This is a genomic window from Pseudomonas delhiensis, from assembly GCF_900187975.1.
In the GTDB taxonomy this organism is placed as follows: Bacteria; Pseudomonadota; Gammaproteobacteria; order Pseudomonadales; family Pseudomonadaceae; genus Pseudomonas; species Pseudomonas delhiensis.
On record NZ_FZPC01000022.1, the window covers coordinates 25,350 to 47,538 of the forward strand.

Here is a 22,189-nt window from a genome sequence, read left to right on the forward strand (position 1 = left end):
TGCGCCATAGAGATGTCTTATCGGCGGATCGGAAGAAGCGATTGGACGCTATTTGGCCACGTGCGTAACCTGAAAGACAGGCAACAGGACTCAAGGGTGTCGTGATGGTGCTGATCGACGAAACGCGAACCGATACATCCGACATCAATGCGCCACCCGACCCCGCGCAAGCCTACAGTTATGTGGAGTTGGGCGAGAACTGGATTATCGGCGAGGCCGTACTTGCCCAGGAGGCCGCACTGGCCATCAGTTACAACGGCATCAACCAGGCCGTGATGATGGTATCGCCCGGCAATATGGAAGATTTCGTCAGGGGCTTCAGCCTGACCAATGAAATCGTCACGTCCCTGGATGAAATCCACGATATGAAAGTCAGCCGTTCCGGCGAGGCGTACCTGGCGCAGGTCGAAATAGCCAACCGCGCCTTCTGGGCGCTGAAGGAGCGCCGCCGGCAACTGGCCGGCACCGGCGGCTGCGGCATCTGCGGCGTCGAGGCGCTGGACCAGGCGCTGCCGGCGCTGACCCCGCTGCGTTTCGCGCCGCTGCCGGAGGCGGGCCTGCTGGAAGGCCTGCGCGAGCGCATCGGCCTCGCCCAGACCGCCGCCCGCGGCAGCGGCGCCCTGCACGCCGCCCTGTACCTCGACGGCCAGGGCGAAGTGCGCCTGTGCCGCGAGGACATCGGCCGGCACAACGCCCTGGACAAGCTGATAGGCGCCATGGCCCAGGCGCGCGTCGACCCCGCCGAGGGCTTCGTCGTCGTCACCAGCCGTTGCGGCCTGGAACTCGTCCACAAGGCGGTGCGGGCCCGCGTCGGCACCCTGGTCAGCCTCTCGGCGCCCACCGCGCTGACCGTGGAATGGGCGCGCCGCTACCAACTCAACCTCATCCACGTTCCCCACCACAGCCTGCCCAGGCTCTACAGCCCGTCGCCCTGACAGGCGCGCCCCCGTCGAGCAGCCCGGTCATGGTCGCCCAGGAAAACAGCGACACCCCCGCAAGTGCGTTGAATTGATGGCGAAGATGGCGGCCCCGGCTTTCCTGACCAGCCTGCAGATACACATTCCTGCCGCGATACAGCGCCGGCCAGGTGCACGACTTGAATCATACGAGCGAAAGGCAAACCATGGCAGAACCACTATCGCCACGGTGACGGAACACCAATGAAACCCTGAAAGAAAGCGCGCCAGGACGCAGGGGCGTCACTGATCCCAAAAGTCTAGCCGGGTCTAGCGGAGCAACTTCCCGAAGGTACTTACTTCTGCAGCCAGGAATCGATGACGTCGGCGCCATATTCCGTCTTCCAGGCCTTCAGCACTTTATGGTTGCCGCCCTTGGTTTCCACGACTTCGCCGCTGTGCGGGTTCCGGTAGACCTTGATCGCTCGCTCGCGACGCCGCGTCTTCGCGCCCCGGTCGGCGCGCGAAGGCGCGGCGCTGAGCGCCTGCGGATCGAGGATGAGGATCAGGTCGCGCAGTGATTTTCCATAGGCCTCCATGAGTTTCTTCAGTTTTTTCTCGAACTCGATTTCCTTCTGGAGTTTGTCGTCGTTCTTCAGCGACTCCAGATGGGCGATCTGTTCGGCGAGCGCTTTTTCGGCCGCGCGAAATTCTGCCAGCTTGGACATGGGAAACCTCTTCAACAAAAGTTTTTCCAATCGAAGAATATACCGGACGCACTCTGCGAATCCAAACACCTGGAGTGCCGAAAGCATACATTCGGATATGCCTGCCGAACCATAAGGCAGGCCTTCGGGGAAATCACCTCGTTTTCAATCTTCATTCCAGGCTCGCTCATTCGATACGGCGATATCGCATATGCGCTGGCAGCCCATCCGGCCCAAACTACGCGTTCCAGGCCGGGAGCCTTGTGAACATGCCTGCCAATACGATCTTGTTCTCTGCATGGGGGTAAAAACCGCATTTTTCGTAGTGCCAGGTATATGCGGAATATTTGAAGCAAGTTCTCTCCGGCTATCGACCGGAATGTTCACGGCTGCGTTGCAACATGGAACGATCCGCAGCCATCCCCGCCCTGACCTCGCCTCACGCCATCGGCTTGTCGTCGACGCGGTCCCGGGCGGCGCGGGCGGCCAGGGCGTCGAAGGCGCCCGCCGTCAGTGCCTCCTCGCCCTGCTCGTCGAGCAGCCGGCGGAACACCAGGTGCTCCGGGAAGCTGCGGCCGATCAGCGTCAGCAGGCGCAGGCCGCGGTCGGTCAGCTCGAAGTTGTTGCCGGTGCCGCCGTGGTCGCGCGGCCGGTCCTGGATGAAGCCGCCATCGAACAGCACGCCTTCCAGGTCGCCCGCCACGCGCTTGACGTGGTCGACGCTGCCTTCCAGGGGCTCGCCCCGGGCGATGCGTTCCTCGGCCACTTCCTCGCCGTACTCGCGGGCCTTGTAGGGTTCGTCGGCGCATTGCTGGGCGTGCAGCAGCAGTTGTTCGATCAGGTCCCAGTCGTAGCTCATGGCGTGTCTCCCGCGTGGGTCGATGGCTTGCCGGCGTTCGCCGCCGGTCCTGCCTGTTGCGACTGCCGGGCCGGCCGGGGGTTCGAACGCACCGAGCAACGGCGCGCCTTTTCCGTTGGGCAATTCTTTCGAACTCGTCGCCGCCAGGGGTTCCAAACCCTGGTGAGTGCCGCGCCGCGAAGCGTGGCCAGCCACCGTTCAGCGAAGGAGCCCGACCATGAGTACGAACCTGCAAGGCAAGAAGGTCCTGATCATCACCGCCAACGCCGGCATCGAGCGCGACGAGTTGCTGCGCCCGCTGCAGGCCCTGAAGGAGCAAGGCGCCAGCGTCACCCATGGCAGCGTCGAGGGCGGCGAGGCCCAGACCTGGCTCAAGGACAGCGAGAAGGACCTGAAGGTGACCTCCGATGCCCGTCTCCAGGGCCTGAGCGCCGCGGACTACGATGCCCTGGTGATTCCCGGCGGCACGGTGAACGCCGACACCCTGCGCCAGGATGCCGATGCGCAGCGCCTGGTCCGCGAGTTCTCCGAGGCCGGCAAGACAGTCGCCGCCATCTGCCATGGGCCCTGGCTGCTGATCGACGCCGGCGTGGTTTCCGGCAAGACGCTGACCTCCTATTCCAGCGTGCGCACCGACCTGGTCAATGCCGGGGCCGACTGGGTGGACGCCGAGGTCATGGTCTGCCCGGCCCGGGGCTGGACCCTGGTCACCTCGCGCAACCCCGACGACCTGCCGGCCTTCGACGCGGCCATCGGCAAGGCCCTGCAGGCGGCCTGACGCCCATTCACCGAACAGACGGAGGGACAACAGATGAGTACACCGAACCTGGGCCGCTGGGAGCGGCTGTTCTCGGTGGCCCTGGGCCTGGCCGGCGTGCGCAACGGCTTCCGTCGCGGCGGCCTGCAGGGCTGGCTGGAAGTGGGCGCCGCGGCGCTGATGCTCAAGCGCGGGCTCAGCGGCCATTGCCAGGTCAAGGCGGCGCTGCTCGGCCAGCCGGCCGGCCGCCAGGGCAGCGGCACCACCGGCGGCAACGTGCGCAGCGACATCAACCGGTCTCGGAAAAGGCCCGCCAGGTTGGCCAGCACAGCCACGGCGAGGCACGCAAGTGACCTTGCCCCGGCGCGGTCGGAGGGCCGCGCCGGGCCCTGGGGCTTATTGGGGGGAACCGAATGAAAAAGAAGCTTCATCCCTGAAGCAAGGCATCTGAACAAAGGAACCAGAAGGATTCTAGGAACAACTCCAGGGCGATGCCACATCCATTGAAAATACTGTTGAAAGCCCTCGCAAGGCCTTGATACCGCATGCATTTTGCCATGTCGTCGTGCAATTCGCCTGATATCCAGTGGCTATCGTGACGCTATTGCGGGTGGTTTTCCTGCATATAACCGGGCATTCGGAACACACTTTGCCAAGGTTATATTCAAAATCTCTTCCGGCCGGTTTTCCAACTTGAAACAGCCCGGTGCTTGCCTTAGTTTTCCTTTCCGCAAACCTGTCGGCGTCTTGCAGAAATCAACCCCTGGAACGTGAAGTCGCCCGATGGAAAGATTGCTCTCCCCGCAACAGCAAAAAGAGGCGGTCGATGTCTACCTGCGCCTGGTACCCACCCTGGCCAGGGAGATAGAACTTTCACAACTGGCCAGCGATGAAGACCTGGACGCCTATCGACTCAGGAAAGGCTGGGCCGAACTTTGTGCGCAAGCCAGGTGCACCGGGCTGGAGCCCTGGCTGTTCGCCCATATGTTGATCGGCACTTCGGCCGCGGAACTGGAAAGACTCAAGGCGTTGCGCAGACATCTCACTATCCGCTGAGGCCATCTTCAGCCTTCCTGCCGGCCAGCACTTTCGCCAATGTCGATCGTGCCGCGCCGGCGACTGCGCGCGGCCCTCGTTGCAGGTGCTCCATGGGAAGGAAGAATGCGGCGAAATGCGCGGGCAGGCGATGCAAAAGGACAAAAGAAGCGCCCCGTCCCTGGGGCCATAAGTAAGGGGAGTTCGCCCGAATCATTCAGGCAGAGCGCCAGGGGCTGCGCAAGCCATGTTCGAAATATCGAGCCTATAAAGTCGATTCCTGCATATTGCATGAAGAAGGCGCAGCGGCAGGCCGCATCATGCTGATATCAAGGTAATGCCACCCATCCCGAAATCCGCTGAATACGCGGCCTACGGATAATCCCCCGATTTCCCTGCTCTGCCTCGTATTCATAATTTCAACCAATACCTTTTTTCGCTTGAGTCATCGTGGTCAGAGGATTACTTTTCCAGTTCTTCCGCAGCACTCTTCCCCGGCTGTCTTCGGGGCCTTCCCTCCTGTCAGGTTGCTCCCCCCTCCATGCGAACCCTATTGAGTCCCGCGCAGCAGCAGGCTGCGGTGGCGGAGTTTCTTCGTCGCATCCCTGCCCTGGCGCAGGAGATTAAGCGCTCCCGCCTCGAGGAAAACGAGGACGAACAGGCCTACCGCCTGCGCAAGGGCTGGGCCGAGCTGTGCATCCACGCCCGCTGCATGGGCATGGAGCCCTGGCTGTTCGCCCACCTGCTGATCGGCACACCGGCCGAGCAGATAGAGCGCCTGAAGACTTCGCACAACCCGCTGCAGCCCGACTGAACCGGCCGTTCCCGCTCACTCGCCCTGTTCCGTCGAGCCGGGCGGCTGGGCCAGGCCGCGGGGCCCGGCGATGCCCCAGATGGCCAGGCCCAGCACCGGGAAAATGGCGATCAGCAGCGCCCACAGGGCCTTGGCGTTCACGCCCTTGTCGCTGCGGAACACGCTGACGATAGCCCACAGGTCCAGCAGCACGATGATCACTGCGGCGGCGATCAGCATCAGGGATACGAACGTGGTCATGGCGCACCTCCTCGGCTCGTTCGATGTCTGCGGTGGGCCGGCCCGCGCGGCCAAGGTTCCATCGCCTGGACCGGCGCCGCGGCGACCTACCGTTCGTCCCGGTGGCTGAACGTGGCCACCGCCCCCCCAGTCCTCCGAGAGACCGCCGGCCGCATGCCCGCGGGCATCCACCGACCGACAGGAGGACTGGCACATGGGTTGGAACGACCATCGGGACGCCGCGTTCACGGCTGCGCTGCGGCAACTGTTCGCCCAGGGCAGCCTGGAGCCGGACAGCCGCGAGGAGATACTCGCCCGCTACATCCTCGAACACGGTTTCGCCGCGCTGTCCGAGGAGCAGCAGCAACGCTTCCGCGACGAGTTGCTGCCGCGGCTCAAGGAGGTGTCCGGGGCCACCGTCCTGCCGATGGACATCCCCCTGCAGGAAACCACGCCGCCGCCCGCCGGCGGCATCAACGACCCGGGCAACGAGGACCCCGGCTCGCTGCTGGAAAGCGAACGGCCGGACGACCCCACCAAACATTCCCGCTGACGGCCCGCCGCAACGGAAGGAGGCTCATCGATGATCCCGTTCACGACCCTGCTGACCCAACCGAAACATGCCTGGGGCGACCTCAGCGCCAGCGTCGACCGCCACCCGCGGGCCTTCGTGCCGCTGTGGCTGGCCTTGCCGCTGATCCCGGCGGTCTGCCTGTTCATCGGCACCACCCAGGTGGGCTGGCAACTGCCGGGCAACGACCAGGTGCAATACCTGAGCGCCAGCAGCGGGGCGCTGCTGGCGCTGTGGTGCTACCTGGGCTTTCTCTGCGGGGTGGTGATCATGGCCTACCTGGTGCGCTGGGTGCTGTTCCGCACCGAGAGCCGGCCGGACATCGGCCGCAGCATGGCCTTCACCACCACCATCGCCGTGCCGCTGATGCTGGCCGGGGTGGTGGCGCTGGTGCCCTACCGCTGGGTGATGCTGCTCGCCGCGGCGCTGGCCACGGCCTGCTCGGCCTTCCTGCTGTTCAGCGGGCTGCCGGTGTTCATGCACCTGCGTCGGCGCTCGGCGGTGTTCTACGCCTCGTGCATCCTCGGCTTCGGCTTCCTGGCGCTACTGACCACGGCCTTCGCCTTCCTGGAACTCTGGGGGCAGAGCATGGCCGGCAGCGGCGAATACCTGGAGCAGTGAGTGCGGCGGCGGCAGCGGCTCCTCCGGGGGTTGCCGCATGGGCACTTCCTCGGGGAACTCCTCGGGCACCTGGCTTTCCCGGTCGGGAAGCGTCGGCGGCTGCTCGGGCTGGGGCCGCTGGAGCTGGATGAGCCGCTGGAGCTGGATGAAAGGGACCATGGCGTACCTCCTGGGCAAGGGTGGCTGTCACCCTTGCTTTGGAAGCGCCGCGTCAGTTTGGTTCGGTTTTTCCGGCCTCGGCCTGCACCTCCACCAGCAGCGCCAGCAACTGCTCGCGGTCGAAGGGCTTGGCCAGGCGCCGCAGTGACGCGGGGCAGCCTTCCAGGCGTGCCGGGTAGCCGGTCATCAGCACGCAGCACAGCGTCGGGAGCGCCTGCCGGGCGCGCTGGATCAGCTGCATGCCGTCCAGGTCGGGCATCGCGTAGTCGGTCAGCAGCAGGTCGAACGCCTCCCCCTCCTTCGCCAGCAGCTCCAGCGCATGCTGCGAGGAGTCGGCGCGGCGCACTTCGCAGCCCAGCTCCAGCAGCAGGGCCGCGGTGCCGGTCAGCACCAGCGGGTCGTCGTCGACGATGAGCACGCTCAGTTCCACCCTTTCCGGCATAGCCGCCTGGGCCGCAATTTCCTGGGCGTCCTCTTCGCCGTCCACCGCGGGGAGCACCGCCGGCAGCCAGATTTCCGCGGTGGTGCCCTGCCCCGGCGCGCTGTGCAGCATCAGCGCGCCGCCCTGCTGCTGGGCGATGCCATGGACGATGGACAAGCCCAGGCCGGTGCCCTTGCCGGTGGCCTTGGTGGTGTAGAAGGGCTCCGCCGCCCGGCGCAGGGTCTCGGCATCCATGCCCTGCCCCGTGTCGGAGATCGCCAGGCACACGTAGTCGCCGCCGGCCAGGTTGGTGCGCTGGCCGTCCAGCAGCGTCTCGTTGCGCGCCGAGATGGTGATGGCGCCGCCCTGGGGCATGGCGTCGCGGGCGTTGGTCGCCAGGTTGATGATCGACAGCTCCAGCTGGTTCTGGTCGCTCATCATCCGGTTCAGGTGCAGGGGGAAACGCGTCTCGATGGTGATGGTCGGCCCCAGCGAGCTGAGCAGCAGCTCGCTCATGTCCTGCAGCAGCGTCGGCAGCTCGATCGGCTGCGGGAACAGCCGCTGCTTGCGGGCGAAGGCGAGCATCCGCTGCGTCAGCTGGGCGCCGCGGCGGGTGGCCTCCAGGGCGTTGCGCCAGATGTCCTGGACGCGCTCGGCGTCGGCCGGCAGGTGCCGGTGCAGCAGTTGCAGGCCGCCGATGATCACCGTGAGCAGGTTGTTGAAGTCGTGGGCGACGCCGCCGGTGAGCTGCCCCAGGGACTCCATCTTCTGCGACTGGATCAGCTCGTTGCGCGCCCGCTCCAGCTCCTCCTGGGCGTAGCGCTTGTCGGTGATGTCGCGGGTGATCTTGGCGAAGCCCAGCAGAGTGCCCGCGTCGTCGTGGACCGGGTCGATCACCAGGTTGGCCCAGAAGCGGCTGCCATCCTTGCGCACCTGCAGCCCTTCCTCCTCGTAGCGCCCCTCGGCCAGGGCGATGTTCAGGCTGCGCTCGGGTACGCCGTCGTTGCAATCCTCGACGGTGTAGAAGCAGGAGAAATGCCGGCCGATGATCTCCTCGGGGCGGTAGCCCTTGATCCGCTGCGCCCCGGAGTTCCAGCTGGCCACCCGGCCGTCCGGCTCGAGCATGTACAGCGCGTAGTCGGACACGCCGTTGACCAGCAGGCGGAACTGTTCCTCGCTGCGGCGCAGCGCCTGCTCGGTCTCGTGCTGGGCGGTGCGGTCGCGGGTGATCTTCACGTAGCCCAGCAGCTCGCCGCTGTCGTCGCGCACCGCGTCCATCACCACGTGGGCCCAGAAGGTCGAGCCGTCGCGGTGCAGCCGCCAGCCCTCGCTTTCGTAGCGCCCCTCGCGAGCCGCGGTGGCCAGCGCCCGCTCGGGCAGCCCCGCCTCGCGGTCGGCGGGCAGGTAGAAACAGGAGAAATGCCGGCCGATGATCTCGCGGGCCTCGTAGCCCTTGAGCCGTTGTGCCCCGGAACTCCAGCTGCCGACCAGGCCGTTGGGGTCGAGCATGTAGATGGCGTAGTCCGTCACCGCCTCCATCAGCAACCGATAGCGGGCGTCCTCCACCAGTTGCGCGTTGCTGGCGATCGTTCCTGACATGGCGTTCCTCCACCGAATCGCTTCAGCAAAGCACAGCTTCGCGGGGCGCACCTCATCGGCCGCCAAAAGGGGCCCGCCGGGTGGAAAGTCTGAACCCGCCCCGCCAGGCCCCGTCAACCCTGTGGGCCCCATGCCCCGGGGCCATCTCACAGACCGGCAGCACCTGCGGATGGTCCAGGGCCCGGCCCCGGCGCCCCCCTCCAGGTGACGGCGGCCGCCGGGGCGGCCCCGCCCCGGCCCGCGTCAGCCCAGCACCAGGCGGTTGGCGCGCTCGCCCACCACCATCTCGGTGATCCAGCGCACCAGGATGTCGGTATAGGCGTCCTGGGCCAGCTCGGTGCTCAGCGCATGATCGGCCGCGTCGATGATCCGGTGCGTCAGCGAGTGGGTCTGCTGGAAGGCGGCCCGGTAGCTGAGGATGGTCGCGCGGGGGATGAAGTCGTCGTGCTCCGACTGCACCAGCAGCACGTCGCCGGTGAAGGCGGCGCAGGCGCGCAGGGCGCGGTTGCTCGCCGCCGGCACGCGGCTGGAGCGGTAGGCCATCAGGTCGTCCCGCGGCAGCTCGCGCTTGGGCCGGTCCCAGTCCTCGTCGCGGTACAGCGCCGGCACGCGCAGGGCCAGCCAGCGGATCTTGCGCAGCTCGCTGAGGATGCAGGCGAGGTAGCCGCCATAGCTGGTGCCGACCACGGCGATGGCCCCGGGGTCGATCTGCGGGTGCGCGGCCAGGCGGTCGTAGGCGGCCAGCAGGTCGCGCAGGTTGTGCTCGCGGGTGATCCACTCGCGCTGGCGCTCCTCGGCGCCGTGCCCGCGCAGGTCGAAGGTCAGGCACACGCAGCCCAGGCCGGCGATGCCGCGGGCGCGCCTGAGGTCGCGCTGCTGGCTGCCGCCCCAGCCGTGCACGAAGAGCACGCCGGGCACATGGGTACGCGGGCTGAGGAAGTTGCCCTGCAGGCGCAGGGAGTCGACGTTGATGTCGATGCGCTCGTCATAAGGCGTCATAGGTCCTCCACCATTGCGTATTTCAGCAGGAAGTCGCCATGCCGGTCGGGGCCGCGGTAGATCACCCGGGCGTTGGCCGGCAGCGCCTTGTCCTCGAAGATCTCGAAGGACGAGGCGCGCACCGCCTGCAGCGCCGGGTCCGCCACGAAGGCCTGCAGGGCGGCCAGCTCGGCGCCGGTGGCGCCGCCCACGCGCCAGGACTGCTCCAGCACGCCGCTGCGCTGGCGGCCCCGGGCATCCACGCCCTGGGCGATGTCGTAGTTGCGCCGCGAAGCGAAGAAGTGCGGCAGGCACTGGCTGGCGGCGCGGTCGAAGGCCCGGCCCTGCTGGATCGCCAGGCGAACCTCGGCGGCCAGGTCCAGCCCCAGCAGGGCGTCGAAGTCGCCGCGCACCACCAGCAGGTCGGAGCCGCCGTAGACCAGCTCGCCGCGGGCATTGCGGTTCTGCTGCTGGAAGCCATGGTAGGACAGCAGCACGCCGCTGACCTGGGCCTGGCCGACGCTGAGGGTGCGCACCTCGGCGAGGTCGTCCTCGATGGCCAGGCCGGCCAGCAAGTCCGCCTCGTCGTAGCCGGCCAGCGCCGCCTCCAGTTCGTCCGCGTCGGCCACCACCCGCTGCCCCAGGCCGCCGCGCCCGCCCGCCGGCTTGAGCCGCTGCGGGCCACGCGGCAGGCGCGCGCTGGCGCAGCGCCAGGCGTCCTGGCGGCAGAACGCGCTGTGGCCATCCAGCACCACCGACGCCACCCGCTCGGCGAAGCCGGCCGCCCAGCCCCGCGGGGTGAGCGCGGCGTGCTCGATCAGCGGGTGGACGATCGCCTTGCCGGCCTGGTGGGCCTGCTCGACATAGCCGCCGAACAGGTCCAGCGGCCCCTGCACGCCCAGCCGGCGGGCCTGCTCGCGGCCCACCAGGGTGTCGCTGGGCACCCAGTAGTAGCGTCGCCGCGGGTCCCGTGCCGCGGGCGGGCCGTCGAAGAACTCCAGCCCCTGGATTTCCGCCAGCCAGCGGGCCAGCTCGCGGTTGCTGCAGGCGTCCTCGGGCGCAGGGTCGGCCTGCGGCGAGGTGGCGATGACGATACGTCGATTCTCGGCGTGGATCATGCGGCCGCTCCCTTCGTGCGTGGCGTATGAACACTCGACTGTGCCCGCAGTCAGTGGTTCTACGGAGTCGATGAAGCGAGGACAGGGCGACGGACCAGGACCGCGAGGCGCAGATACGCCAGAAGGCCCGCGAAATCCGGGAAGCCGAAGGCCGCCCCAGCGGCCAGGCCGAACGCCACTGGCGAATGACCCGGGAACACCTGGGCGAAATCCTCCCGGCGGATAACGCCGCAGGCGTTATGCGCCCTACGGGGAACCCGGGAGCTTCGTGGTGCCGCAGCGCACCGAACGGTCCCCTCTCCCGCTTGCGGGGGAGGGTTAGGGAGGGGGAGCGGCGTCAGGGTTTGGCAGAGGTGCGTGGGCGAAGTCCGCCCCTTTCTCTGTAAGGAAGAGAGGGCTGTCCCGAGCAGTCGGACAACACAGCGTCAGCCGGCAAGTCCGTAGGGCGAATAACCGTTCGCGGTTATCCGCCGTCGGCCGTGCTACCGGGCGTCCGGCGCGGCCGCACGAATCATCGAACAAAACCACGGCCCCCACCCACCCCTGCAAAATGCGCGGCACCTCCATCCCGGTCGTGCAACGCGCCCGCATCACAACGCCATCAGACCCACCATTTCCCCTTCTGAATCAACGGCCTGAAACAAGCGCACCGCCTGGTACGGAGCCTGCTTTGCGTACTGGGCCCGGGCCGCCTGCCCCGCAGTGCGTTCCGCAGCGGCGAACGCCGGCCCGGCCCGGCAGAAAATCGAAACTTCGCACCGCGCGGCCCGGTCCCCCTGAAGAGGTCGCCGGCGAAGCGGAGACTCCCAACGAAGGCCGGCAGGATTGTCCGGCCCACTGCAAAGAGGAAGTGGAAGATGCGAAACCTGCTGGCCGATGCCCGCCTGGAAGACCCCTGCCCACCTACGCTGCCGCCGTTTTCCCTGACGGCGGAAGTCACCCCCGTGCGGCGCAGGCGGATCCTCTTCGTCACATCGGAGCTCACCGACTTCGTCAAGGCCGGCGGCCTGGGCGACGTCTCCGCCGCCCTGCCGCGGGCGCTGCTGGCCGAGCACGACATCCGCGTGCTGCTGCCCGGCTACCGCCAGGTGCTCAAGGGCGCGGTCGCCTGCCGGGTGGTCGGCCACCTGCCGGGCCAGGCCGCGCTGCCGCCCTGCGACATCGGCGAGCTGCAACTGGCCGACGGCCTGCGCGTCTACGTGGTCATCTGCCCCGAACTCTACGACCGCGAGGGCACGCCCTATGGCGACGACGCCGGCAACGAATGGCCGGACAACCACATCCGCTTCGCCCGCCTGAGCCTGGCCGCCGCCGACATGGCCGCCGGCCTGGCCACCCCCGGCTGGTGCCCCGACCTGCTCCACGTCAACGACTGGCCCAGCGCCCTGGCTCCGGCCTACATGGCCTGGCGCGGGCAGGCCACGCCCAGCGTGCTGACCATCCACAACCTCGGCTACCAGGGCGCCTGCCCCCTGGGCAGCTGCGCCGAGCTGGGCCTGCCCGAGCACGCCGGGCTGCCGGAGAGCATGGAGTTCTACGGCAAGCTGTCGTTCCTCAAGGCGGGCATCAACCATGCCAGCCACATCACCACCGTCAGCGAGACCTACGCCCGCGAGATCACCGGCGAGGCCTTCGGCTGCGGCCTGCAGGGCGTGCTCGCGCAGCGCCGCCGGGAAGGCCGCCTGAGCGGCATCACCCATGGCATCGACGCCAGCTGGGACGCGCGCAGCGACCCGCACCTGGTGGCGCGCTTCGACGCCCGCCGCCTGCAAGGCAAGCGGCGCAATGCCGAGTACGTGGAGCGCAGCTTCGGCCTGCTGCCCGGGCGCGGCCCGCTGTTCGCCGTGGTCTCGCGCCTGGTGCAGCAGAAAGGCATCGACCTGACCCTGGCCATCGCCGACCGCATGGTCGAGGCCGGCGGCCGCCTGGTGGCGATCGGCCGCGGCGAGCCGCCGCTGGAGCGGGCCATGGCGCAACTGGCCGAGCGCTACCCGGGGCGCGTCGGCGTGCGCATCGGCTTCGACGAGACCGAGGCGCGGCGCATCTACGCCGCCAGCGACTTCCTGCTGATGCCCTCGCGCTACGAACCCTGCGGGCTGAGCCAGATGTACGCCCAGCGCCTCGGCTCGCTGCCCATCGCCCGCTGCACCGGCGGCCTGGCCGACACCATCGTCGACGGCGTCACCGGCCTGCTGTTCCGCGAGGGCGACCCGGACAGCTACTTCGAAGCGGTGCAGCGCGCGCTGAACATCCACCGCTACCCCGAACTGCTCAACGCCATGCGCTGCAAGGCCATGGAAGCCCCGCAGTACTGGAGCAAGGCGGTGCGCCCCTATACCCGGCTGTACCGCGACCTGCTCGCGGAACTGCCCGTGAGCGTGCGCCGATGAGCCGCCAGATGCCCCGGGCCGGAGCCCTGCCGCAGCCCGACGGGCTGACGCGCTTCGCCATCTGGGCGCCGGACGCGCGCCGGGTGGACCTGCAGCTGGGCGACGGCAGCCGCCTGCCCATGCAGGCCCTGGACGACGGCTGGTACAGCCTGGAAATCCCCTGCGCGGCCGGCAGCGCCTACCGCTTCTGCATCGACGAGCGGCTGTCGGTGGCCGACCCGGCCTCGCGGGCCCAGGCCGGCGGCGTGGAGGCCGACAGCCTGGTGCAGGACCCCACCGCCTACGCCTGGCAGAGCCGCGAGTGGCGCGGCCGGCCCTGGCACGAGACGGTGCTCTACGAACTGCACGTGGGCCTGTTCGACGGCTTCGGCGCCCTGCTCGACTTCCTCCCGGGGCTGGTCGAACTGGGCGTCACCGCCATCGAACTGATGCCGCTCAACGCCTTCCCCGGGCGCCGCAACTGGGGCTACGACGGCGTGCTGCCCTACGCCCCCGCCTCGGCCTATGGCACCCCGGAGAACCTCAGGCGGCTGATCGACCAGGCCCACCTGCTGGGCCTGATGGTCTTCGTCGACGTGGTCTACAACCACTTCGGCCCCCAGGGCAACTACCTGGGCGAATACGCCTCGGGCTTCTTCGGCGAGCAACCCACGCCCTGGGGCCACGCCATCGACTTCGCCCGCCCGGCGGTGCGCGAGTTCTTCATCGGCAACGCCGAGATGTGGGTGCGCGACTACCGCGTCGACGGCCTGCGCCTGGACGCCGTGCACGCCATCGCCGACAAGGCCTTCCTGGTCGAGCTGGCCGGGCGCGCCCGCAGCGCCGCCCAGGGCCGCCACCTGCACCTGGTGCTGGAGAACGAGGACAACCAGGCGAGCCTGCTGCGCCAGGGCTTCGACGCGCAGTGGAACGACGACCTGCACCACGTGCTGCACCACCTGCTGACCGGCGAGCGCGAGGGCTACTACGCCGACTACGCCGGGGCCACCACCGCCAAGCTGTGCGCCTGCCTGGCCGAGGGCTTCGTCTTCCAGGGCCAGCGCGACTACCGCGGGCGGGTGCGCGGCGAACCCAGCGCCGAGCTGTCGCCGCTGGCCTTCGTGGCCTTCCTGCAGAACCACGACCAGGTCGGCAACCGCGCCCTGGGCGAGCGCCTGATCGCCCTGAGCCGTCCCGAGCGCCTGCGCGTGGCGGTGGCCCTGGTGCTGCTGGCGCCCATGGTGCCGATGCTGTTCATGGGCGAGGAATGGGGCGAGCGCAACCCCTTCCTCTATTTCACCGACTACCAGGGCGACCTGGCCAAGGCGGTCAGCGACGGGCGGCGCCAGGAGTTCGCAGCCTTCGGCCGCTTCTCCGGCGCCCTCCCCGAGCCCAACGACTACGAGACCTTCGTCGCCTCGCGGCCGCGCCCGGAACACGCCGACAGCGCCTGGCGCGCCCATTACCGGCGCCTGCTGGAGCTGCGCCACGCCTGGCTCATCCCACGCCTGGACGGCACCCGCGCCCTGGGCGCGGTGCCCCTGGGCGAGGCGGCGGTGAGCGCGCGCTGGCGCCTGGGCGATGGCAGCCTGTGGCGCATCGAGCTCAACCTGGGCAGCGAGGAAGTCTTCGTCGAGGCGCCGGCGGCGCAGACGCAGATCCTCTTCTGCGAAGGCCAGGAAGTCGCCGACTACCGCGCCGGCCGGCTCGCCCCCGGCAGCCTGGCCCTGAGCCTGGAGGACAGCCCATGAGCGATGCGCTGCTGCGCGAACTGGCCGGCGAGGCGGGCCTGAAGCTCGACTGGGTGGATGCCGACAACCGCCCGCAGCAGGCCAGCCCCGAGGTGTTGCGCCAGGTGCTGGAGGCCCTGGGGTTGCCGGCGCAGAGCCCCGGGCAGCTGCGCCAGAGCCTCGGCCAGGTGCGCCAGGAGCGCGCCGCGCCGCCCTCGCTGCTGACCCTGGACCAGGGCCGGCCGCTGCAACTGGGCCCCCTGGCCAGGCCCAACGAGGCGTTCCGGCTGGTCCCCGAGCACGGCGAGGACATCGAGGGGCGCCTGGACGAGGCCAGCGCCCTGCCCCCCGTGGCCCGATGCGGCTACTACCGCCTGCAACTGGCCGAGCGGGAGCTGAGCCTGGCCGTCGCCCCGCCCCGCTGCCCCCAGGTGCAGGAACTCTGCGATGGGCGCCGCCACGCCTGGGGCCTGGCGGCGCAGCTGTATGCCCTGCGCGAGCCCGGCGACGGTGGCCTGGGCGACCTGGCGGCGCTGGAGGCCCTGGCCCGCAGCGCCGCCGCCAAGGGCGCCGACGCCCTGGCCATCAGCCCGCTGCATGCCATGTTCGCCGCCGCCCGCCAGGCCTGCAGCCCCTACTCGCCCTCCAGCCGGCTGTTCTTCAACGAACTGCACGCCGCGCCGCGCCAGGTCTTCGGCCAGGCCGCGGTGGAGCAGGCCATCGCCGAGGCCGGGCTGGGCGAGGAACTGCACGAGCTGGAAAGCCTGCCCCTGGTGGACTGGCCAGGCAGCGCCCGGGCCCGCGAGCGCCTGCTGCGGCAACTGCATGGCGGCTTCGCCCGGGCCGACGCCGGCCTGCAGCGTGACTTCCAGCGCTTCCGCCACGAGGGTGGCGAGGCCCTGCTGCAGCACTGCTGCTTCCAGGCCCTGCAACGCCGCCGCGGCGAGGCCGGCGACGGCCTGGACTGGCGCCACTGGCCGGCGGCATTCCTCCGCCCGGAGGCCGAAGGCGTGCGCCAGTTCATGCTCGAACAGCCGGAGGAAATCGACTTCCAGCAGTTCTGCCAATGGCTGCTGGCGCGCTGCCTGCAACACACCCAGCGGGCGGCGCGCGACGCCGGCATGGGCATCGGCCTGATCGCCGACCTCGCGGTGGGCGCCGACCCACGCGGCAGCCAGGCCTGGATGCGGCAGGACGAACTGCTGGCCGGGGTCAGCGTCGGCGCCCCGCCCGACGTGCTCAACCGCGCCGGGCAGAACTGGGGCATCTGCGCCTTCTCGCCCCACGGCCTGCGCCTGCACGGCTACCGCGCCTTCATCGAGATGCTGCGGGCCAACCTGCGCTACCCCGGCGGCCTGCGCATCGACCATGTGCTGGGGCTGCGCCGCCTGTGGGTGATCCCCGAGGGCGCACCGCCGGAAGCCGGCGCCTACCTGGAATACCCGCTGGACGACCTGCTCCGGCTCATCTGCCTGGAGGCCCGGCGGGCCCGGGCGCTGATCATCGGCGAAGACCTCGGCACCATCCCCGGGGGCCTGCGTGAGCGGCTCGCCGAACACGGCATCCTGGGCATGCGGGTGCTGCTGTTCGAGCAGGCCGGCGGCCACTTCCACGCCCCGGCGCACTGGCCGGACGCGGCCCTGGCCACCACCACCACCCACGACCTGCCGAGCCTGGAGGGCTGGCGCCAGGGCCACGACATCGACTGGCGCGAGCGCCTGGGCCAGCGCAGCGAGGAACAGGCACGGCACGACCGCGAGGAACGCCAGCGGGACGTCCAGGGCCTGGCCCGGGCGCTGGCCGGGAACGGCATCGCCCGCGAGCCGCTGGACGGCGCCATCGAGTTCGTCGGCCGCACCCCGGCGCCGCTGGTGCTGCTGCCCCTGGAAGACGCCCTGGGCAGCATCGAGCAGCCCAACCTGCCCGGCCCCGGCGACGAACACCCGAACTGGCGCCGGCGCTACCCGGCCCGGGCCGCTCAGATGCTCGACATCCCCGCGGTGAACGCGCGCCTGGAACGCCTGGACCAGGCGCGCCGGGGGCACGACTCATGAACGCCATCCGCGCCACCCTGCGGCTGCAGTTCAACCGCGACTTCACCCTGGACGACGCCCTGCCCTGGCTGGACTACTTCGCCGAACTGGGCATCAGCCACCTCTACGCCTCGCCGCTGCTCACCGCCCAGCCCGGCTCCGGCCACGGCTACGACGTGGTCGACCCCACCCGCATCAACCCCGAGCTGGGCGGCGAGGCGGCCCTGCGCCGGCTGGTCGGCGGCCTGCGCCTGCGCGGCATGGGGCTGATCGTCGACACCGTGGCCAACCACATGCGCATCGGCCAGGCCAACCCCTGGTGGCAGGACGTGCTGCGCTGGGGCCTGGCCAGCCCCTACGCGCACTTCTTCGACATCCACTGGCGCAGCGACGACCCGCTGCTGGACCGCCAGGTGCTGCTGCCCTGCCTGGGCGGCGACTACTTCGACGAACTGCGGGCCGGGCGCATCCGCCTGGGCTTCGCCGAGCACGCCGGCTGCTTCCAGCTGCACTACGGCGAGCAGTGCTTCCCGGTGTGCCCGGCCACCTACGGGATGATCCTGGTGCATGCCGGCGAAGGCCCGCTGTACGAACTGGCGCCGCGCTTCGCCGAACTGCGCGGCCACCCCCAGGCCCGCGTGCTGGCCACCGCCCTGTGCCGGCGCCTGGCGGCACTGCTGGGCGACGGGGCGCTGTGCGAACGCCTGCTGGGCTTCTACCAGGTGGCCGAGGGCCAGGACTGGCGGCCCCTGCACCGCCTGCTGGAGCACCAGCACTACCGCCTGGCCAACTGGCGGGTGGCGGCCGACGACATCAACTGGCGGCGCTTCTTCGACATCAACGAACTGGTCGGCCTGCGCGTGGAGCTGCCGGACGTGTTCGGCGCCTGCCACGCCTACCTCCTGCAACTGATGCAGGAAGGCCTGGTGGACGGCCTGCGCATCGACCACGTCGACGGCCTGGCCGACCCGCGCGGCTACTGCCGGCGCCTGCGCCGGGCATTCCGCGACGGAACGGCGCCGCTGTACGTGGAGAAGATCCTCGCCGTCGGCGAACGGCTGCCGGCCGACTGGCGGGTGGACGGCAGCAGCGGCTACGACTTCATGAACCAGGTGTCGCTGCTGCAGCACGACCCGCGCGGCGAAATCCCCCTGCGGGCGCTTTGGGAGCAGACCAGCGGCCGCCGCCAGGGCTTCGACGACGAACGCCTGGCGGCCCGCGAATGGGTGCTGGGCGGCGCCTTCGCCGGCGACCTGGAAGGCATGGCCCAGGAGCTCTGGCAACTGGCGCGCACCGACCTGGCCAGCCGTGACCTGCCCCTGGGCTCCATCCGCCGCGCGCTGTTCCAGCTGCTGCGGGCCTTCCCGGTGTACCGCACCTACGCCGGCGCCTGCGGCCGTTCGGCCCAGGACCGGCGCTATTTCGAACAGGCCCGCGGCGCCGCGGAGGAACGCCTGGACGAGCATGACCGGCGCACCCTGGCCTGGCTCGGCCGGGTGCTGGGCGGCGAGCCCCTGCGCGCGGTGCCGCCCGGGCCGCTGCGGCAGAAGCGCCGGCAGGTGCTGGCGCGCTTCCAGCAACTGACCCCGCCCATCGCCGCCAAGGCCCTGGAAGACACCGCCTGCTACCGCCACGCCGCCGCCCTGGGACGCAACGACGTGGGCTTCGACCCGCAGCGCCTGGCGGCGCCACCCGCGGAATTCCACGCCGCCTGCCAGGTGCGCCTGGCCGAATTCCCCCGCGCCCTGCTGGCCACCGCCACCCACGACCACAAGCGCGGCGAGGACTGCCGCGCCCGCCTGGCCGCGCTGAGCGAACGCGCCCCCTGGTTCGCCGAGCAGGTCGCGCAGTGGCGCCCCCTGGCCGCGGCCCTGCGCCACCCCGGGACGCCCCCCGCGCCCAGCGGCGGCGACGAGCTGATCCTCTACCAGTGCCTGCTGGCCAGTTGGCCTCACGAGCTGGCCGAGGACGACGCCGAGGGGCTGCGCGCCTACCACCAACGCATCGCCCGGTGGCAGCTCAAGGCGCTGCGCGAAGCCAAGCTGGAAACCGACTGGAGCGCCCCCGTGCAGGCCTACGAAAGCGCCTGCGCGGACTTCCTCGACACCCTGCTCCTGCAACCCGCCGGCCGGGAACTGCGCGGCGCCGTGGCCGCGGCGGCCCGGGCGCTGATGCCCGCCGGCGCCCTCAACGGCCTGGCCCAGTGCCTGCTGCGCTGCACCGCCCCCGGGGTGCCGGACCTGTACCAGGGCTGCGAGTTCTGGGACTTCAGCCTGGTCGACCCGGACAACCGCCGCACCCCGGACTACGCCCGGCGCCAGGCCACCCTGCAAGCGAACCCCGACTGGCCGCAGCTGCTGGAGCACTGGCGCGACGGGCGCATCAAGCAGGCCCTGCTGCACCAGGCGCTGCAGCTGCGCCGGCGCTGGCCGCAACTGTTCGAGCACGGCGGCTACCAGCCCCTCGACCTGCACGGCGAGCACGCCGGCTGCCTGCTCGCCTTCCTGCGAAGCCATGCCGGCCGGCACCTGCTGGTGCTGGTGCCGCGGCTGTGCGCGGGCCTGCTGGAAGACACGCCGCTGCCGCGGGTGGACGCCGAGCGCTGGGGCGACACCCGCGTGCGCCTGCCGGCCGGGCTGGCCGGCCGCCACTGGCAGGGCCTGGTCGGCGGGCACCGCGACGACGACGCCGAACTGGCGGTGGCCGCCCTGCTGGGCGAGCTGCCGGCCAACCTGCTGACCTGCGCCGACGAGGAGGCAAGCCCATGAACATCGACGAACGCCGGGTACGCGAACTGGCCCACCAGATCTGGGAATCCGAAGGCCGCCCCGAGGGCCAGGCCGAACGCCACTGGCGGATGGCCCGCAGCCTGGCCGAGGCCGAGCAGGAACAGATCGCCCAGCGCGAGGCCCCCGGCGAGGCGCCGGAGAAGCCGGCCCTGCTGCAGAAACCGCCGCGGCGCAAGGGCAAGCTGCCCGCCGCCGACCCCGAGCGCCCTGACGAGGGCTGAGCCCGGCGCCTTCCCCGCCCCATCGGCAAGCAGAGGACCCCCTCATGAGCAAACGCTCGCACTCGCGAGTCACCGAAGGCCGTCCCTTCCCCCTGGGTGCCACCTGGGACGGCCTGGGCGTCAACTTCGCGCTGTTCTCGGCCCACGCCACCCGCGTCGAACTATGCCTGTTCGACGCCAGCGGCAAGCGCGAGCTGGAACGCATCGAGCTGCCCGAATACAGCGACGAGATCTGGCACGGCTACCTGCCCGACGCCCACCCCGGGCAGATCTACGGCTACCGCGTGCACGGCCCCTTCGAGCCGGACGCCGGGCACCGCTTCAACCCCAACAAGCTGCTGATCGACCCCTACGCCCGCCAGCTGGTGGGCCAGCTGCGCTGGTCCGAGGCGCTGTTCGGCTACACCATCGGCTCGCCCGACGCGGACCTGAGCTTCGACACGCGCGACAGCGCGCCCTTCGTGCCCAGGTGCAAGGTCATCGACCCGGCCTTCACCTGGGGCGAGCAGCAGTTCACCCGCATCCCCTGGGACGAGACGCTGCTCTACGAGGCGCACCTGCGCGGCATCAGCATGCGCCACCCGGCGGTGCCCGAGCGCCTGCGCGGCACCTGCGCGGGGCTGATGAACGCCGAGCTGATCAAGCACCTGCGCCACCTGGGCATCACCAGCCTGGAGCTGCTGCCGGTGCACGGCTTCGTCGACGACAAGCACCTGCTGGAAAAGGGCATGAGCAACTACTGGGGCTACAACAGCATCGCCTTCTTCGCCCCCCACGCCCGCTACCTGGCCAGCGGCCAGGTCAACGAGTTCAAGGAAATGGTGGCGCACCTGCACGACGCCGGCATCGAGCTGATCCTCGACGTGGTCTACAACCACACCGCCGAGGGCAACGAGCTGGGCCCGACGCTGAGCATGCGCGGCATCGACAACGTCTCCTACTACCGCCTGCAGGCCGACGACCGGCGCTACTACGTGAACGACTCCGGCACCGGCAACACCCTGGACCTCAGCCACCCCTGCGTGCTGCAGATGGTCACCGACTCGCTGCGCTACTGGGCCACCGAGATGCGCGTGGACGGCTTCCGCTTCGACCTCGCCTCCATCCTCGGCCGCTACGCCGAAGGCTTCGACGAGCGCCACAGCTTCCTGGTGGCCTGCCGCCAGGACCCGCTGCTCAGCCACCGCAAGCTGATCGCCGAACCCTGGGACTGCGGCCCCGGTGGCTACCAGGTGGGCCGCTTCCCGCCCGGCTGGGTGGAATGGAACGACCGCTTCCGCGACACCCTGCGCAGCTACTGGCGCGGCGACGAGGGCCAGCTGCCGGACCTGGCGCGGCGCCTCACCGCCTCCGGCGACCTGTACAACCACCGCGGCCGCCGGCCCTACGCCTCGGTCAACTTCATCACCGCCCACGACGGCTTCACCCTGCGCGACGTGGTGTCCTACGACCACAAGCACAACGAGGCCAACGGCGAGGACAACCGCGACGGCCACGACGACAACCGTTCCTGGAACCACGGCGAGGAAGGCCCCACGGGCGACCCGGCGATCCGCCAGCTGCGCCTGCGGCAGATGTGCAACCTGATGGCCACCCTGCTGCTGGCCCAGGGCACCCCCATGCTGCTGGCCGGCGACGAGTTCAGCCGCACCCAGCAGGGCAACAACAACGTCTACTGCCAGGACAACGAACTGGGCTGGATCGACTGGAACCTCGACGACGAGGGCCGCCAGCTGCAGGCCTTCACCCGCTACCTGATCCGCCTGCGGCGGCGCTACCCGATCCTGCGCCGCGGGCGCTTCCTGGTCGGCGAGTACAACGCCGAGCTGGGGGTGAAGGATGTGACCTGGCTGGCCCCCGACGGCCGCGAGATGACCCAGGAAGACTGGGAAACGCCCCAGGCCCGCTGCCTGGGCATGCTCCTGGACGGCCGCGCGCAACCCACCGGCATCCGCCGCAGCGGCGCCGACGCCACCCTGCTGCTGTTGCTCAATGCCCACCACGAGCCGCTGCAGTTCCAACTCCCCGGCGTGGCCCAGGGCCGCGACTGGCAATGCCTGCTGGACACCATGGCCGAGCCGCCGGCCCTGGACGACGGCCTGGTGCACGGCTTCGACGCCGCCTTCGACCTGGGCCCGCGGGCGCTGGCGTTGTTCGTGTTGCGCAAGGAGGGGGATGGGTGACGGGCGTGGTTTCCCGTAGGGCGCATAACGCCTACGGCGTTATCCGCCGTTTGCGTCGGGCCTGGGTGCATGGAACGACGGCGGATAACCGCGAACGGTTATTCGCCCTA

At 69.8% G+C, this 22,189-nt stretch carries 19 protein-coding genes and 1 pseudogene; 14 read left to right on the forward strand and 6 right to left on the reverse strand.

Annotated elements, in window-relative coordinates:
- The first annotated feature begins 104 nt into the window (after nt 1-104).
- Entirely contained in the window at nt 105-935 is an 831-nt protein-coding gene (gene fdhD / locus CHC02_RS19890; protein WP_089393159.1) for a formate dehydrogenase accessory sulfurtransferase FdhD, read from the forward strand.
- Nucleotides 936-1,252: 317 nt separating this feature from the next.
- Here fdhD and CHC02_RS19895 read toward each other — a convergent pair whose 3' ends face one another.
- Together CHC02_RS19895 and CHC02_RS19900 are read right to left on the reverse strand one after the other, a co-directional pair.
- Entirely contained in the window at nt 1,253-1,624 is a 372-nt protein-coding gene (locus tag CHC02_RS19895) for a histone-like nucleoid-structuring protein, MvaT/MvaU family (protein WP_089393160.1), read from the reverse strand.
- 418 nt (nt 1,625-2,042) lie between these two features.
- The gene (locus CHC02_RS19900; RefSeq protein ID WP_089393161.1) at nt 2,043-2,462 is read right to left on the reverse strand and encodes a transcriptional regulator; all 420 of its coding nucleotides are present in this window, start codon (nt 2,460-2,462) and stop codon (nt 2,043-2,045) included.
- Nucleotides 2,463-2,679: 217 nt separating this feature from the next.
- Here CHC02_RS19900 and CHC02_RS19905 point away from each other — a divergent pair, with 217 nt between their 5' ends.
- From CHC02_RS19905 to CHC02_RS19920, 4 genes are all read left to right on the forward strand, one after another.
- Nucleotides 2,680-3,240, forward strand: coding sequence for a type 1 glutamine amidotransferase domain-containing protein (locus CHC02_RS19905; protein ID WP_089393162.1), 561 nt, complete (start codon nt 2,680-2,682; stop codon nt 3,238-3,240).
- 33 nt (nt 3,241-3,273) lie between these two features.
- Nucleotides 3,274-3,636, forward strand: a complete 363-nt coding sequence (locus CHC02_RS30255; RefSeq protein ID WP_176450338.1) for a hypothetical protein — start codon at nt 3,274-3,276, stop codon at nt 3,634-3,636.
- A gap of 366 nt (nt 3,637-4,002) precedes the next feature.
- Entirely contained in the window at nt 4,003-4,275 is a 273-nt protein-coding gene (locus CHC02_RS19915) for a hypothetical protein (protein WP_089393163.1), read from the forward strand.
- A 520-nt stretch (nt 4,276-4,795) separates the two neighbouring features.
- Nucleotides 4,796-5,068 carry a hypothetical protein gene (locus CHC02_RS19920; RefSeq protein WP_089393164.1) on the forward strand — a complete coding sequence of 91 codons (273 nt, stop codon included), beginning with the start codon at nt 4,796-4,798 and terminating at the stop codon, nt 5,066-5,068.
- A 15-nt stretch (nt 5,069-5,083) separates the two neighbouring features.
- Here CHC02_RS19920 and CHC02_RS19925 read toward each other — a convergent pair whose 3' ends face one another.
- On the reverse strand, nt 5,084-5,308 hold the full coding sequence (locus CHC02_RS19925) for a PLD nuclease N-terminal domain-containing protein (protein ID WP_089393165.1): 225 nt from the start codon (nt 5,306-5,308) through the stop codon (nt 5,084-5,086).
- A 193-nt stretch (nt 5,309-5,501) separates the two neighbouring features.
- Here CHC02_RS19925 and CHC02_RS19930 point away from each other — a divergent pair, with 193 nt between their 5' ends.
- Nucleotides 5,502-5,840 carry a hypothetical protein gene (locus tag CHC02_RS19930; protein ID WP_089393166.1) on the forward strand — a complete coding sequence of 113 codons (339 nt, stop codon included), beginning with the start codon at nt 5,502-5,504 and terminating at the stop codon, nt 5,838-5,840.
- Between the two features lie 30 nt (nt 5,841-5,870).
- On the forward strand, nt 5,871-6,479 hold the full coding sequence (locus tag CHC02_RS19935; RefSeq protein ID WP_089393167.1) for a Yip1 family protein: 609 nt from the start codon (nt 5,871-5,873) through the stop codon (nt 6,477-6,479).
- A gap of 211 nt (nt 6,480-6,690) precedes the next feature.
- On the opposite strand, the gene CHC02_RS19940 is transcribed toward CHC02_RS19935, so the two are convergent.
- From CHC02_RS19940 to CHC02_RS19950, 3 genes are all read right to left on the reverse strand, one after another.
- Complete coding sequence (locus tag CHC02_RS19940) at nt 6,691-8,658, reverse strand: hybrid sensor histidine kinase/response regulator (protein ID WP_089393168.1); 1,968 nt, start codon at nt 8,656-8,658, stop codon at nt 6,691-6,693.
- A gap of 243 nt (nt 8,659-8,901) precedes the next feature.
- Nucleotides 8,902-9,657 (reverse strand): alpha/beta hydrolase family protein, encoded by a 756-nt coding sequence (locus CHC02_RS19945; RefSeq protein WP_089393169.1) that lies wholly within the window; start codon nt 9,655-9,657, stop codon nt 8,902-8,904.
- Complete coding sequence (locus CHC02_RS19950) at nt 9,654-10,754, reverse strand: DUF3182 family protein (protein WP_089393170.1); 1,101 nt, start codon at nt 10,752-10,754, stop codon at nt 9,654-9,656. The genes CHC02_RS19945 and CHC02_RS19950 overlap by 4 nt, the downstream gene beginning before the upstream one ends.
- A 110-nt stretch (nt 10,755-10,864) precedes the next feature.
- Here CHC02_RS19950 and CHC02_RS19955 point away from each other — a divergent pair.
- The 7 genes and pseudogenes from CHC02_RS19955 to glgX form a co-directional block, all read left to right on the forward strand.
- Nucleotides 10,865-11,140 (forward strand): annotated as a pseudogene (locus tag CHC02_RS19955) (DUF2934 domain-containing protein); the annotation flags it as partial.
- Between the two features lie 471 nt (nt 11,141-11,611).
- On the forward strand, nt 11,612-13,144 hold the full coding sequence (glgA, locus tag CHC02_RS19960) for a glycogen synthase GlgA (RefSeq protein ID WP_089393172.1): 1,533 nt from the start codon (nt 11,612-11,614) through the stop codon (nt 13,142-13,144).
- A gap of 8 nt (nt 13,145-13,152) precedes the next feature.
- Nucleotides 13,153-14,874 carry a malto-oligosyltrehalose trehalohydrolase gene (treZ, locus tag CHC02_RS19965; RefSeq protein WP_244160875.1) on the forward strand — a complete coding sequence of 574 codons (1,722 nt, stop codon included), beginning with the start codon at nt 13,153-13,155 and terminating at the stop codon, nt 14,872-14,874.
- A complete protein-coding gene (gene malQ / locus CHC02_RS19970) occupies nt 14,871-16,907 on the forward strand; it encodes a 4-alpha-glucanotransferase (protein WP_089393174.1) in 2,037 nt (678 codons plus the stop codon). The genes treZ and malQ overlap by 4 nt, the downstream gene beginning before the upstream one ends.
- On the forward strand, nt 16,904-19,654 hold the full coding sequence (treY, locus tag CHC02_RS19975; protein WP_089393175.1) for a malto-oligosyltrehalose synthase: 2,751 nt from the start codon (nt 16,904-16,906) through the stop codon (nt 19,652-19,654). The genes malQ and treY overlap by 4 nt, the downstream gene beginning before the upstream one ends.
- Nucleotides 19,651-19,896: a DUF2934 domain-containing protein gene (locus tag CHC02_RS19980; protein WP_089393176.1), complete on the forward strand. Its 246-nt coding sequence runs from the start codon at nt 19,651-19,653 to the stop codon at nt 19,894-19,896. The genes treY and CHC02_RS19980 overlap by 4 nt, the downstream gene beginning before the upstream one ends.
- Before the next feature lie 44 nt (nt 19,897-19,940).
- Complete coding sequence (glgX, locus tag CHC02_RS19985; RefSeq protein WP_089393177.1) at nt 19,941-22,079, forward strand: glycogen debranching protein GlgX; 2,139 nt, start codon at nt 19,941-19,943, stop codon at nt 22,077-22,079.
- Nucleotides 22,080-22,189: the final 110 nt, after the last annotated feature.

What these genes read in the sequence shown, in the direction of transcription:
- fdhD (WP_089393159.1), top strand. Translation starts at nt 105, where the DNA reads ATGGTGCTGATCGACGAAACGCGAACCGATACATCCGACATCAATGCG.
- CHC02_RS19895 (WP_089393160.1), bottom strand. Translation starts at nt 1,624, where the DNA reads ATGTCCAAGCTGGCAGAATTTCGCGCGGCCGAAAAAGCGCTCGCCGAA.
- CHC02_RS19900 (WP_089393161.1), bottom strand. Translation starts at nt 2,462, where the DNA reads ATGAGCTACGACTGGGACCTGATCGAACAACTGCTGCTGCACGCCCAG.
- CHC02_RS19905 (WP_089393162.1), top strand. Translation starts at nt 2,680, where the DNA reads ATGAGTACGAACCTGCAAGGCAAGAAGGTCCTGATCATCACCGCCAAC.
- CHC02_RS30255 (WP_176450338.1), top strand. Translation starts at nt 3,274, where the DNA reads ATGAGTACACCGAACCTGGGCCGCTGGGAGCGGCTGTTCTCGGTGGCC.
- CHC02_RS19915 (WP_089393163.1), top strand. Translation starts at nt 4,003, where the DNA reads ATGGAAAGATTGCTCTCCCCGCAACAGCAAAAAGAGGCGGTCGATGTC.
- CHC02_RS19920 (WP_089393164.1), top strand. Translation starts at nt 4,796, where the DNA reads ATGCGAACCCTATTGAGTCCCGCGCAGCAGCAGGCTGCGGTGGCGGAG.
- CHC02_RS19925 (WP_089393165.1), bottom strand. Translation starts at nt 5,308, where the DNA reads ATGACCACGTTCGTATCCCTGATGCTGATCGCCGCCGCAGTGATCATC.
- CHC02_RS19930 (WP_089393166.1), top strand. Translation starts at nt 5,502, where the DNA reads ATGGGTTGGAACGACCATCGGGACGCCGCGTTCACGGCTGCGCTGCGG.
- CHC02_RS19935 (WP_089393167.1), top strand. Translation starts at nt 5,871, where the DNA reads ATGATCCCGTTCACGACCCTGCTGACCCAACCGAAACATGCCTGGGGC.
- CHC02_RS19940 (WP_089393168.1), bottom strand. Translation starts at nt 8,658, where the DNA reads ATGTCAGGAACGATCGCCAGCAACGCGCAACTGGTGGAGGACGCCCGC.
- CHC02_RS19945 (WP_089393169.1), bottom strand. Translation starts at nt 9,657, where the DNA reads ATGACGCCTTATGACGAGCGCATCGACATCAACGTCGACTCCCTGCGC.
- CHC02_RS19950 (WP_089393170.1), bottom strand. Translation starts at nt 10,754, where the DNA reads ATGATCCACGCCGAGAATCGACGTATCGTCATCGCCACCTCGCCGCAG.
- glgA (WP_089393172.1), top strand. Translation starts at nt 11,612, where the DNA reads ATGCGAAACCTGCTGGCCGATGCCCGCCTGGAAGACCCCTGCCCACCT.
- treZ (WP_244160875.1), top strand. Translation starts at nt 13,153, where the DNA reads ATGCCCCGGGCCGGAGCCCTGCCGCAGCCCGACGGGCTGACGCGCTTC.
- malQ (WP_089393174.1), top strand. Translation starts at nt 14,871, where the DNA reads ATGAGCGATGCGCTGCTGCGCGAACTGGCCGGCGAGGCGGGCCTGAAG.
- treY (WP_089393175.1), top strand. Translation starts at nt 16,904, where the DNA reads ATGAACGCCATCCGCGCCACCCTGCGGCTGCAGTTCAACCGCGACTTC.
- CHC02_RS19980 (WP_089393176.1), top strand. Translation starts at nt 19,651, where the DNA reads ATGAACATCGACGAACGCCGGGTACGCGAACTGGCCCACCAGATCTGG.
- glgX (WP_089393177.1), top strand. Translation starts at nt 19,941, where the DNA reads ATGAGCAAACGCTCGCACTCGCGAGTCACCGAAGGCCGTCCCTTCCCC.